The sequence below is a fragment of the Blastococcus sp. KM273128 genome, assembly GCF_021698975.1.
In the GTDB taxonomy this organism is placed as follows: Bacteria; Actinomycetota; Actinomycetes; order Mycobacteriales; family Geodermatophilaceae; genus Blastococcus.
In genome coordinates, this window is the sequence record NZ_SSXA01000005.1 from 1 (window position 1) to 12062 (window position 12062).

Consider the following 12062-nt stretch of genomic DNA (forward strand, 5'->3'; position numbering starts at 1 on the left):
CGCTGGACAAGCCACCGGCCGCAGCCGGGGCAGCGAAGAAAGGAGCGAACCCCGCCGGGCAGCTCTCATGCTGGCATTGACGCGAAGAAAGCCGACGCGCTCTTGAGGATCGCGTTCGCCCGGCGCAACTCGCGGTTCTCCCGCTCCAGCTCGGCCAGCCGCGCCCGCTCATCGCTGGTCAGGCCCGGCGCCGTGCCGGCGTCGATGCGAGCCTGCTGCACCCAGTTCCGCAGCGAGTCCGGCACGATCCCCAGCTGCTCGCCGACCCGCTTGCATGCGGCGTTGACGCTGAGCTTCTCCGGTCCCTGTACCAGCTCGAGCGCGAAGCGGATTGCCCGCTCACGCAGCTCGTCGGGGTACTTCCTCGGTGCGGCCATGACTTCCATCCTTCGGGGGTTGGAAGCCTCCATCAATCCCGGGGCGGTTCAGAGTTCGTCGCGCAGATCGAGGCCGCCCTCGATGAGTGACATCGGGGTCGCCGACCGACCGGTCATCGCCGAGGCACGCCCCGCGGCCGGCCGCGGGCTGGCGGTGTGGCTGCTGGCCGGCGGCCTGATCGGCTTCGTCGCAGCGCTGGTGCTGGCCGTGGAGAAGTACGCCCTCCTCGCCGACCCCGACTACGTGCCGACCTGCAGCCTCAACCCGGTGCTCAGCTGCGGCTCGATCATGGCCAGCCCGCAGGCGGAGGCCTTCGGCTTCCCCAACCCGCTGCTCGGTGTCGCCGGCTTCCCCGTCGTGGCCGCCGCCGGCGCCGCGCTGTTCGCCGGCGGACGGCTGGCGGAGTGGTTCTGGGCGGCCCTACAGGCCGGGGTCGCCGCCGCGGTCGTCTTCGTGCATTGGCTGATCTTCGCCAGCCTGTACCGCATTGAGGCGCTGTGCCCGTATTGCATGGTGGTCTGGGCGGTCACCATCCCACTGTTCACCGCCGTCACCCTGCGGAACCTCACCGCCTGGGCGCCACGGCTGCCGGCGGGCGTCGGCGCCGTCGTCACGGCGATTCGCGCCCGGCACAGCGTCCTGCTCACCGTCTGGTTTCTGCTCATCGCCGCTGCCATCACCCAGCGGTTCTGGCTGTACTGGAGCACCCTCGTTGCCTGATACCCGACCTGCCGAGGCCTGCTGGCGGCCGCGTGCACTGCCGCCTTCCTCCTGCTGTCGGGGTGCTGGCCACCACCGGCCTTGGCTCCTCCGTGGTCTGAGAACGAGGAATCACTCCCGTGACTGCCGGCAGCAGAACCGAGTGGAACTCAGGGACCGCACCGGAGCCCGGTAGGGATTTCCCACCGGGTGCCTGGCGGACGAGCTGTCCATACCTCGCCCTATCTTGCGATGCAGGGCCTCCCGCGGGCGGCGGCACGAGACCAGAGAGGTTCGTCATGGACAACGCCGATGACCTGCTGACCACGGCTGAGGTTGCCCAGATCATGCGCTCCCCCGTCTCCACGCTGAGATACTGGCGGCACATCGGCACCGGGCCGCACAGCTTCCGTGTGGGACGACGCGTGGTCTACCGGCGCGCCGACGTGACCGAGTGGCTGCATGAGCAGGCGGAAGCAGGACGCGCCGAACGAGCGGGGTGAGCGGCGGGAGCGAGCGCCGCCCCGCCGTCGTGCCAGGACTTCACGGCGACGCAGCTCAGCGATCCAGCACCTTCGCCGCCTCGGCGCTGACGACCTGCCGGCCGAAGTAGACGTCGAGCGTCATCGACGGGTTGGCATGGCCCAACTGGTCGGCCACCTGGCGCGGGCTGAGCCCGGCCTCGTCGAGGCGCGTGGCGACGGTCTTGCGGAAGGTGTGCGAGGTGACCCACGACCAAGGCCCCTCCTCGCAGCGGATGCGTCGCCCACCTGCCCCCGCCTTGAAGGAGCCGTCCTCGTCGATCTGATAGCCCGTTCCACCGCAGGTCTCGCACTCGAACGAATCGAGCAACTGGCGGAGGTCTCCTGAGACGTTCGACGGATCCCGCAGGATGCCGGTCAGCGGCGGCGGGAAGACCACCTGAGCGTCCGTCTGCCGGCGAGCACTTTCCCGCCGGTCCTCCAACATGCGGACGGCGAAGTCAGGGAGCGCGACGATCCGCCAACCGGCGGTGGTCTTCGGCCGGGGTTGGATCGTCAGTCCGGCGCCTGGAAGGCGGACGACGGTGGCGTTGACCTCCCACGTCCCAGCGTCGAGGTCGAGAATTGGCTTGCCGTCGCCGTTGGTCCCGTACCGCAGACCCAGCGCTTCGCCGATCCGGCAGCCGGTGGCAAGCATCCAGTCGACGAGGTCGGGAAGGTCGAGCTCGGTCCCGCGGTCGCTGGTCCGGAACAGCTCGACGAGTCGACCGGTCTCTGCTGCAGTCAGTGCGCGCGGCGCTCGCTTGCCGGTACTGATCTTGGCAGTGGAGTCGCGGACCGGATTGACCGCGATGGCGCCGTCCTGGATCGCCAGCGCGAACATTCCGGAGAGGCATGCCCGCGCTGTCTTGGCCGCCCCCGGTCCGCTGCTCTTGGCGATGGCGGCCAGCGCCCGGCTGACCACGCCGGAGGTCACCTCCCGGATGCAGAGCTGGCCGAAGGCCGGCTTGACCTGCTTGTTGACCACAGACCTGTAGGTGCGCTGCGTTCCGGTCGACCAGCCGTGGTCGGCCTCGATCCACGCCTCGGCCAACGTGGCCATTCGCGTCCCGGCGGTGATCGCGCCGACGCCACCGGGCGCCTGGCGGCCGGTGAGCTCGGCCTTCAGCGCCCGCTCGGCGGCGGCGCGCGACGGCCCCACCTTGGACACGAGCCGGACCCGGCCGTCGAAATCGCGGAACTTCGCACGGGCCTTGACCTGGCCGCTGGGCTGCGCGATGAACAGGACCTTGCCGTACGTGCCCAGCGGGAGCGGTGGCCGGCCCACGGCGTCCTCCTCATCCGTTTTGGATGCCTAAAGGATGCCCGACCGGTTCGGTTGATGCCACAAGAATGGCCCCGACCAGCGAACTTGCTGGTCGGGGCCTCGGTAGTGCTCCCCCGATTGGACTCGAACCAATAACCCTGCGATTAACAGTCGCATGCTCTGCCAATTGAGCTACGGGGGATCAGCGGGCGCGACCCGCTGGCGCCGACGAGACTACCCCACGCCCCGAGGGCTCCCGAGGGCGGCTCGCGGACGGCAGCGCGATGCCCGCCACAGGTAGCGTGTCCGCTGTTCACCGCCCGAACACCTGGAGGTCACCCGTGGCCAAGCTGTCGTTCCTCGCCGGATTCGGCGCCGGCTACGTGCTGGGATCGCGGGCCGGCCGCGAGCGCTACGAGCAGATCCGCCGCGCCTGGGAGCACGCCAAGGACGACCCTCGCCTGCAGAGCCTCGCGGGCATCGCGCAGGCCAAGGCGGACGACGCCGTCTCGACGCTCAAGTCCCAGCTGGGCAGCGAGCCGCAGCGCTGAGCCGCCCGCCGGTTCAGTCCGGCTGCTCGGCGGCGAGCGCCTCGGTGAGCTTGCGCCGCGCGATGTCGCGGGCCACCGGGTCGTCGCGGTCGGCGTCGTCGTCGAACACGACGGTCCACTCCCGGGCCGCCTGACCCGGGACCCGCCGGGCCACCAGCAGCAGCCCGCCCCGGTCGGGCAGCGGGCTCCGGCGGCTGGTCACGATCGTCTGGTCGACCCGCCGGCGCACCGTCGCCGGGAGGTCGCCGGCGTCGGTGAGCACGTGCCGCACGGCGGGGAGCCGGGCCTGCACGCCCGGCTCCACCTCGGTCAGCGGCGTCACGGTGAACGAGCCCCCGCCGTCGGTGGTCGACGCCCAGCGGGCGTGCCCGACCTCGTGCCACGGGAGCACGGGGGCGTCGGCGCCCGGGCCGACCGTCCGCAGGCCCCGGGAGGTGGCCACCAGCCACCCGGCGCCGCGGGCGAGGACGCCCCAGGCGAGCACCCGCTCGTCCGGGTCGGTCACCGCGGCCCGCACCTCCTCCGGCGGCCGCGCGAACCGGCGCCGGAGGTTCTCCACCAGGTTCACGCGGCCCCGCCCATCGCGCGCTTGCGCAGCGAGATGGCCAGCTGCTCGAGGTCCATGAGCGTCTTGAACGCCTTCATGTACTCGTCGCCGGACTCCACCGGGTTCATCCGCTGCAACCGGCCCTTGAGCGCCTGGATCTCCCGGACGGTCGCCATCTCCTGGAGCCGGGCGAGGATGGCGTTCACGTAGGCGGGGTCGCACTCGCCGGTGACCGAGCGCATCGGCTCCACCGCCAGCGCGGTCAGCAGCGCGCGGGCGCTCTCCCGCTCGCAGTGCGCGGCCACCTGGTCCAGCCAGGCGGGCCCGGTCTCCGTCACGCCACCAGCTCCGCCCGCGCCGGCCACCGCCGCGGCGACGGCGGCGTAGTCGGGGTCGGTGTAGGCCGTCGGCGGGACGGCGTCGAAGGCGGGCCCCGCGTACTCGGGGGCCTGCAGCGCGGCCTTGACCGCCTCCCGCTCGACGGCGACCGCGGCGTCGTCCGGTGTGCGCTTGGGGGCACGCGGGCGGCCCCGCGAGGCAGCCCCTCCCCCGTCACCGGTCAGCCGGCGCACCCGCTCCAGCACCTCGGCCTCGTCGGTGTTGCCGATCATCCCGGCGAGCTCCCGGGCGTAGGCCGGGCGCAGCGCGTGGTCCTTGATGCCGGCCACCAGGGGCGCGGTCTTCTCCAGCGCGGCGACCCGGCCCTCCACGGTGTCGAGGTCGTAGCCGGCCAGCGTGGTGCGCAGGACGAAGGCGATCAGCGGCGTGCGCCGGGCGACCAGGTCGCGGACGGCGGCGTCCCCCTGCTCCTGCCGCAGCTCGCACGGGTCGCGGCCCTCGGACTCGACCGCGACGAAGGTCTGCCCGACGAAGCGCTGGTCCTCGGCGAAGGTCTTCATCGCCGCCGCCTGCCCGGCCGCGTCGCCGTCGAAGGTGTAGACCACCTCGCCGCGGAACTCGTCCTGGTCCATGAGCAGCCGGCGCAGCACGCCGATGTGCTCGGCGCCGAAGGCGGTGCCGCACGAGGCGACCGCCGTCGTCACGCCGGCCAGGTGGCAGGCCATGACGTCGGTGTAGCCCTCGACGACGACCGCCTGGTGCCGCTTGGCGATGTCGCGCTTGGCGCGGTCGATGCCGTAGAGCACCGAGCTCTTCTTGTAGAGCGGGGTCTCCGGGGTGTTGAGGTACTTGGGGGCCGGGTCGTCGTCCATGAGCTTGCGGGCGCCGAAGCCGATGACGTCGCCGGTGATGTCGCGGATCGGCCACACCAGCCGGCGGTGGAAGCGGTCGATGAGCGTGCCGCGGGAGGACTCCTTCGCCAGGCCCGCCGTCACCAGCTCGGCCTGGGTGAACCCCTTGGCGCGCAGGTGGCGGGTGAGCCCGTCCCAGCCGCCGGGGGCGTAGCCGCAGCCGAAGTCCAGCGCGGCCTGCCGGTCGAAGGCGCGGTCGGCGAGGAACTGCCGGGCGGGCGCGGCCTCGGGGGTGCCCAGCTGCTCGGCGTAGAAGGCGGCCGCGGCGGTGTTGGCGGCAACCAGGCGCGCGCGCTGGCCCACCGAGGCGCGGTCGGGCCCTGCGGTCGGGCGCCCGCCGTCGTCCTCGTACTTCAGCTCGATGTTCGCCCGGCCGGCGAGCAGCTCGACGGCCTCGGTGAACGACAGGTGGTCGATCTGCTGGACGAACGAGATGACGTCCCCACCAGCACCGCAACCGAAGCAGTGCCAGAGGTTCCGCGACGGCGTGACCTGGAACGACGGGGACTTCTCGTCGTGGAACGGGCACAGGCCCTTGAGGCTGCCGCCGCCGGCGCGCTTGAGCTGCAGGTGCTCGCCGACGATCTCGTCGATCTTGCTGCGCTCGCGCACCAGCGCGATGTCCGCGGCGCGGATGCGCCCCCGGCCGGCCATCAGGCCGCTCCCGCCGCTGCCGCGGCCCGACGCCGGATCACGTGCTCCCACCACAGCAGGAAGACCTGCTGCTCCACCGGCAGCTCGCCGTCCACGGTGATCGTGGCCCGTGGCATCCAGCCCGGGGTGGTGCCGCTCTCGGCGACCTGGCGCCCGTGCAGCAGGAAGCGGTGGGTGCCCTTCCAGCGGGACGCCGGCCGGACCTCCACCGTGCCGCCCTCGACGTCGATCTCCCAGGATCCCTTCCACGCCGAGGTCTGCCGCGCCCGCAGCCGGGCGGCGCCGTCGGGGTCACCCGACCTGCGCCCGGTGAGCTCCCGCTTCCGCCGCGCGTACTCCCACGTCGAGCCGGCGACGTCCACCGTCGCGGCCTCCGTCCACGTCGCGGACCGCATCGTCGCGACGATGCTGCCGTCGCGGAGCACGGGCAGGACGCCCTTCGGCAGCCCGTGCGTGCCGGCCTTGCCCAGTTCGAGCACCGCGTCCTCCCTCAGCCGATGCCGGGTGCGCCGGCGACGCTCTCCCCGGTCACCCGGTAGAGCAGGTAGGCAGCAGTCTCCCGCAGGATGTACCGCACCTGGGTGGCGCGGGTCTGCACGGCCGGGCCCTGGCGGGTCGGGGAGCTCTCCGCCTCCATCCCGGCGTCCTCGGCCATGCGCTCGGCGCGCATCGCGTGCCAGGGGTCGGTGACCAGGACGGCGGTCTCCCAGCCGCGCTCGGCGAACGCCGTGCCGACCACTCGCATGCTCTCCAGGGTGTCCACGCCCTCGGGCACCGCGAGCAGCGCCTCGGCGGGCACCCCCGCCCGGGCCAGGTAGTCACGGCCGGCCTCGGCCTCGGTGAACTGGTCACCGGCGGCCTTGCCGCCCACGGTGACGATCACCGGCGCGACGCCCTGCTCGTGGAGCCGCAGCGCGTGCTCCAGCCGCGCCTCGAAGATCGACGACGGCACGCCGTTGTACTGGGCGGAGCCGAGCACCACGATCGCGTCGGACTGCGGGCGCGCGTCCTGCCGCGCCGTCCACCAGATGGCGAGCGCCGTCGAGGCCACGAAGAGCACGGTGGCCAGCACCCCGGCCCCCACCACCCGCGCCAGCAGACTCCGCACACCCACGCGTCATGGGTACCACGCGGGGCCGACTCCCTGCGGCTCCCCGGTGCGGTGCGCGCCGTCACCGTACGGCGCACCCCTAGATGGGAACGATTCTCGCTTTCGGTTAGGGTTCCCGGCGTCCCGTCCTCCCGAGAAGGAGCACCCCGTGCGCCCCCTGACCGCCCTCCGCACCACCGCCCTCGCGGCGGTCGTCCCGCTCGCCGCCGCCACCGGCTGCGCGTCCACCGACCCCGGCGGCGCCGCCGCGCCCGCCGCGGAGACCACGCCCGTCGCCGAGCCCACCGAGGTCGGCGCGAACAAGCCCCGGCTCGCCGTCACCCACGACGGCGGCGTGCTGGTGGTCGACGCCACCACCCTCGAGGTGCTCGCCGACGAGCCCCTCGACGGTTTCAACCGGCTCAACCCCGCCGGGGACGGCCGCCACTTCCTCGTCTCGACGCAGGGCGGCTTCCGCCTGCTCGACGGCGGCGCCTGGGCCGAGCCGCACGGCGACCACTCGCACTACTACACCGTCGACCCCGAGCTGACCGACGTGCTCTTCGAGGCCGAGAAGCCGGGGCACGTGGTCGCCCACGCCGGCCGCACGGTCCTGTTCGACGACGGCACCGGCGAGGTCACCGCCTTCGACAGCGCCCACATCGCCGACGAGGACGTCGAGCTCCGCCGGTTCGCCACCCCGGAGGCCCACCACGGCGTCGCCGCCGAGCTGGAGGACGGCACGATGCTCGTGTCGGACGGCACCGAGGAGTCGCGCAGCGGCGTCCGCATCCTCGACGCCGACGGCGAGGAGATCACCGCCCGCGACGACTGCCCCGCCGTCCACGGCGAGACGGTCGCCGCCGACGAGGCGGTCGTCATCGGCTGCCAGGACGGCGCCGTCCTCTACACCGGCGGCGAGCTCACGAAGATCCAGAGCCCCGACGAGTACGGGCGCATCGGCAACCAGTTCGGCACGGAGGCGTCGCCGATCGTGCTCGGCGACTACGAGCGCAGCGCCGAGGACCGGTCCAGCACCGTCGCGCTGATCGACACCACCACCGCGGAGCTGCGCCTGGTCGACCTCCCCGCCCCGTACTGGTACCGCTCCTTCGGCCGCGGGCCGAACGGCGAGGGCCTCGTGCTCACCTACGACGGCGCCCTGCAGGTGATCGACCCGGTCACCGGCGCGATCACCCGCTCCATCCCCGTGACCGGCGCGTGGGAGGAGTCCGAGGACTGGCAGGACCCGCACCCGAACGTCGTCGTCGTCGACGGCATGGCCTACGTGACCGAGCCGGCCACCCGGCAGGTCCACGCGGTCGACATCGAGGGCGGCGAGGTCTGGAAGAGCGCCGACCTCGGGGTGACGCCGAACGAGCTCTCGGGTGTGTCGGGCGACGTCGAGGAGCACGCCGCCCACGAGCACGAGGGCGGGGCGCACACCGGCGACGAGCACGACGAGAGCGGCGAGTGACCGCCGCCGGTGCCGCGCGGAGGGCGGCCCTCGCCGGGCTCGTCCTCGGCGCGGTCGCCGGCTGCGGCGGGAGCCCGGCCGGCGCCTCGGACGGGGTGCTCGACGTCCTCGTCTCCTCCTACCCGCTGGAGTACGTCGCCGAGGAGGTCGGGGGCGAGCACGTGGAGGTCGCAAGCCTCGTCCCGCCCGGCGGCGACACCCACGGGCTGGAGCCGGCCCCCCGCGACGTCGCGGCGCTGGGCGAGGCGGACCTCGTCGTCCACCTCTCCGGCGGGCTGCAGCCGGGCGTCGACGAGGTCCTGGCGCAGCAGCCGCCGGAGCACCTGGTGGACGCCGCCGGCGTCGCCGACCGCGGGCCGGACCCGCACTTCTGGCTCGATCCCCTGCGGCTGGCCGAGCTGGGCCGGCAGGTGGCCGACGGGCTCGCCGCGCTCGACCCCGATCACGCGGCGGAGTTCACGGCGGCGGCCGACCGGCTGGCGGCGTCCCTCGCCGGGCTGGACGAGGAGTACGCCGAGACCCTGGCGCCCTGCCGGGGCGCCACGCTGCTGGCGACGCACGAGGCGTTCGGCTACCTCGCCGACCGGTACGGGCTGCGGCAGGTCGGCGTGGCCGGCCTCGACCCGCAGGTCGAGCCGCCGCCGAGCCGGGTGCGGGCGGCCGCCGACGCCGTCCGCGAGTCGGGGGCGCGCACGATCTTCTTCGAGACGGCGGCGGGCTCGTCGGTCGCCGAGGTGCTCGCCGCCGACCTGGGGCTGGAGACCGACGTGCTGCACCCCATCGAGCGGGTGTCGGCCGAGCAGACCTATCCCGGGCTCATGGCCGCCAACCTGGCCGCCCTGGAGCGCGGTCTCGTCTGCAGCGGCTGACGACGGGCCCCCGGCCGGTGCCCGACCGGCCGGGGGCCCCCTCGGTCAGGAGCCCGCCAGCTCCGCGCCGAGGGCGGCTCGCCCGGCCTCCAGCCGCGCCACCGGCACCCGGAACGGCGAGCAGGAGACGTAGTCCAGGCCGACCTCGTGGAAGAAGTGCACCGAGTCCGGATCTCCCCCGTGCTCCCCGCAGATGCCGAGCTTGAGGTCCGGCCGCGCCGACCGGCCCTTCTCCGCACCGATGCGCACCAGCTCCCCGACGCCGTCGCGGTCCAGCGACTCGAACGGCGAGATGCCGAAGATCCCCTTGTCCAGGTACTGGTGGAAGAACGCGGCCTCGACGTCGTCGCGGGAGAAGCCCCACGTCATCTGGGTGAGGTCGTTGGTGCCGAAGCTGAAAAACTCGGCGTGCTCGGCGATCTCGCCGGCGGTCAGCGCGGCGCGGGGCACCTCGATCATCGTGCCGACCAGCGGGCGCAGGTCGATGCCGCACTCCTCGCACACCTCGGCGAGCACCCGCTCGGCCTCCTCGCGGATCGCCTCCAGCTCCTGCACCGCCCCGACCAGCGGGATCATGATCTCCGGGCGCGGGTCCCCGCCGGCCCGCTTCCGCTCGCAGGCGGCCTCGGCGATGGCGCGGACCTGCATGGCGAACAGCCCCGGCACGACCAGGCCCAACCGCACGCCGCGCAGCCCCAGCATCGGGTTGGACTCGTGCAGCCGGCGGACGGCGGCCAGCAGGCGCAGGCTGCCCTCGTCCGGCTCGCCGCGCTCCTCGGCCACCGCCACGCGCACCGAGAGCTCCGTGAGGTCGGGCAGGAACTCGTGCAGCGGCGGGTCGAGCAGCCGGACGGTGACCGGCAGCCCGTCCATCGCCTCGAAGATCTCCAGGAAGTCCTGCTTCTGCAGCGGCTCCAGCGCGTCCAGCGCGGCCTGCCGCTCGTCGTCGCCGTCGGCGAGGATCAGCTTCTCCACCAGCTGCCGCCGGTCGCCGAGGAACATGTGCTCGGTGCGGCACAGCCCGATGCCGCGGGCGCCGAAGCGGCGGGCGCGGGCGGAGTCCTCCGGGGTGTCGGCGTTGGTGCGCACGTCCAGCCGCCGCACCTCGTCGGCGTGGGTGAGGATGCGGTGCACGCTGCGCACCAGGTCGTCGGCGTCGTCGGAGTCCGGGTCGATCTCGCCCTCGAAGTAGCGGACGACGGACGACGGCTCCACCGGTACCTCGCCGAGCCACACCTTGCCGGTGGAGCCGTCGATGGAGATGACCTCGCCCTCGCCGACCACCGTGCCGTCGGGAGCGGTGAACCGCTTCGCCTTGGTGTCGACCTGCAGCTCCTCCGCCCCGCAGACGCAGGTCTTGCCCATCCCCCGGGCGACGACGGCGGCGTGCGAGGTCTTGCCGCCGCGGCTGGTCAGCACACCCTCGGCGGCGATCATCCCGGAGAGGTCGTCGGGGTTGGTCTCGCGGCGGACGAGCACGACCTTCTCCCCGCGCTGCGCCCACTCCACCGCCGTCTCCGAGGAGAAGACGGCCTTCCCCACCGCGGCGCCCGGGGAAGCGTTCATGCCCTGGGTGAGCTGCTGGGCGTCACCGCCGGAGACGAACCGCGGGAACATCAGCTGCGCCAGCTGGTCGCCGGTCACCCGGCGGACGGCCTCGTCCATGTCGATGAGGCCCTCGTCGACCAGCTGGGTGGCGATGCGGAACGCCGCACCCGCGGTGCGCTTGCCCACCCGGGTCTGCAGCATCCAGAGCTTGGTCCGCTCGACGGTGAACTCGATGTCGCAGAGGTCGCGGTAGTGCTGCTCGAGCCGGCTCATGATGCCCATCAGCTCGCCGTAGGCGCCCTCGTCGATCCGCTCGAGGTCACGCAGCGGGACGGTGTTGCGGATGCCCGCGACGACGTCCTCGCCCTGGGCGTTCTGCAGGTAGTCGCCGTAGACGCCGCCCTCCCCGGTGCCGGGGTCCCGGGTGAACGCCACGCCGGTGCCCGAGTCCATGCCGAGGTTGCCGAACACCATGGCGACGACGTTCACCGCGGTGCCGGCGTCGCCCGGGATGCGTTCCCGGCGGCGGTAGAGGATGGCCCGCTCGGAGTTCCACGAGTCGAAGACGGCGTTGATCGCCAGGTCCATCTGCTCGCGCGGGTCCTGCGGGAAGTCGCGGCCGGTGTGCTCGCGGACGATCGCCTTGAACCGGTCCACGACGTCGCGCAGGTGGTCGGCGTCCAGGTCGAGGTCGGACTCGGTGCCCTGCTCGCCCTTGACCGCGTCCAGCGCGTCGTCGAACTCCTCGCCGTCGATGCCCAGCACGGTCTTGCCGAACATCTGGATGAGCCGGCGGTAGGAGTCCCAGGCGAAGCGCTCGCTGCCCGACTGCTGCGCCAGGCCCTGCACCGACTCGTCGTTGAGGCCGACGTTGAGGACGGTCTCCATCATCCCCGGCATGCTCGCCGCCGCCCCCGACCGCACCGACACCAGCAGCGGGTCGACCGGGTCGCCGAGGGTCTTGCCCATCGCCTTCTCCAGCGCCGCGAGGTGCTCGCTGACCTGGTCGGCGAGCTCGGGCGGGGTGCCGCCGTGCTCCAGGTAGTGGCGGCAGGCGTCGGTGGTGATGGTGAAGCCGGGCGGCACGGGCAGCCCCAGGTTGGTCATCTCGGCGAGGTTGGCGCCCTTGCCACCGAGCAGGTCCTTCTGGTCCTTGCTGCCCTCGCTGAAGTCGTAGACCCACTTCACGTCCGCCACCCCACGCACCTCCG

11 protein-coding genes, 1 tRNA gene and 1 pseudogene are annotated in these 12062 nt (G+C 73.1%); 5 read left to right on the plus strand and 8 right to left on the minus strand.

The window, feature by feature from the left end; genetic code table 11:
• Window positions 1-83: 83 nt before the first annotated feature.
• A pseudogene (locus E9529_RS02435) lies at window positions 84-410 on the minus strand (transposase); the annotation flags it as partial.
• A 49-nt stretch (window positions 411-459) separates the two neighbouring features.
• Between E9529_RS02435 and E9529_RS02440 the strand changes: the two are divergent.
• Together E9529_RS02440 and E9529_RS02445 are read left to right on the plus strand one after the other, a co-directional pair.
• Window positions 460-1098 (plus strand): vitamin K epoxide reductase family protein, encoded by a 639-nt coding sequence (locus tag E9529_RS02440; RefSeq protein WP_236829516.1) that lies wholly within the window; start codon window positions 460-462, stop codon window positions 1096-1098.
• Between the two features lie 278 nt (window positions 1099-1376).
• Entirely contained in the window at window positions 1377-1580 is a 204-nt protein-coding gene (locus E9529_RS02445; protein ID WP_236829517.1) for a helix-turn-helix domain-containing protein, read from the plus strand.
• 55 nt (window positions 1581-1635) lie between these two features.
• Here the strand turns inward: E9529_RS02445 and E9529_RS02450 are convergent, their stop codons facing one another.
• Window positions 1636-2886 (minus strand): site-specific integrase, encoded by a 1251-nt coding sequence (locus E9529_RS02450; protein WP_236829518.1) that lies wholly within the window; start codon window positions 2884-2886, stop codon window positions 1636-1638.
• 108 nt (window positions 2887-2994) lie between these two features.
• Window positions 2995-3067, minus strand: a tRNA-Asn gene (locus E9529_RS02455).
• 139 nt (window positions 3068-3206) lie between these two features.
• On the opposite strand from E9529_RS02455, the gene E9529_RS02460 reads away from it, so the two are divergent.
• Entirely contained in the window at window positions 3207-3416 is a 210-nt protein-coding gene (locus tag E9529_RS02460; RefSeq protein WP_236829519.1) for a hypothetical protein, read from the plus strand.
• A gap of 13 nt (window positions 3417-3429) precedes the next feature.
• On the opposite strand, the gene E9529_RS02465 is transcribed toward E9529_RS02460, so the two are convergent.
• Genes E9529_RS02465 through E9529_RS02480 form a run of 4 tightly spaced genes read right to left on the minus strand, consistent with a single transcriptional unit; the run spans window position 3430 to window position 6981 of the window.
• A complete protein-coding gene (locus tag E9529_RS02465) occupies window positions 3430-3975 on the minus strand; it encodes a hypothetical protein (protein WP_236829520.1) in 546 nt (181 codons plus the stop codon).
• 5 nt (window positions 3976-3980) lie between these two features.
• Window positions 3981-5867, minus strand: a complete 1887-nt coding sequence (dnaG, locus tag E9529_RS02470; protein WP_236829521.1) for a DNA primase — start codon at window positions 5865-5867, stop codon at window positions 3981-3983.
• Window positions 5867-6346, minus strand: coding sequence for a hypothetical protein (locus tag E9529_RS02475; RefSeq protein WP_236829522.1), 480 nt, complete (start codon window positions 6344-6346; stop codon window positions 5867-5869). The genes dnaG and E9529_RS02475 overlap by 1 nt, the downstream gene beginning before the upstream one ends.
• Window positions 6347-6357: 11 nt before the next feature.
• The gene (locus E9529_RS02480) at window positions 6358-6981 is read right to left on the minus strand and encodes a YdcF family protein (protein WP_236829523.1); all 624 of its coding nucleotides are present in this window, start codon (window positions 6979-6981) and stop codon (window positions 6358-6360) included.
• Between the two features lie 145 nt (window positions 6982-7126).
• Between E9529_RS02480 and aztD the strand changes: the two genes are divergently transcribed.
• Together aztD and E9529_RS02490 are read left to right on the plus strand one after the other, a co-directional pair.
• On the plus strand, window positions 7127-8434 hold the full coding sequence (gene aztD / locus E9529_RS02485; protein WP_236829524.1) for a zinc metallochaperone AztD: 1308 nt from the start codon (window positions 7127-7129) through the stop codon (window positions 8432-8434).
• Window positions 8431-9303, plus strand: a complete 873-nt coding sequence (locus tag E9529_RS02490; RefSeq protein WP_236829525.1) for a metal ABC transporter substrate-binding protein — start codon at window positions 8431-8433, stop codon at window positions 9301-9303. Before aztD ends, E9529_RS02490 begins: the two co-directional genes overlap by 4 nt.
• Before the next feature lie 45 nt (window positions 9304-9348).
• Here E9529_RS02490 and ppdK read toward each other — a convergent pair whose 3' ends face one another.
• Complete coding sequence (ppdK, locus tag E9529_RS02495; RefSeq protein ID WP_236829526.1) at window positions 9349-12048, minus strand: pyruvate, phosphate dikinase; 2700 nt, start codon at window positions 12046-12048, stop codon at window positions 9349-9351.
• Window positions 12049-12062: the final 14 nt, after the last annotated feature.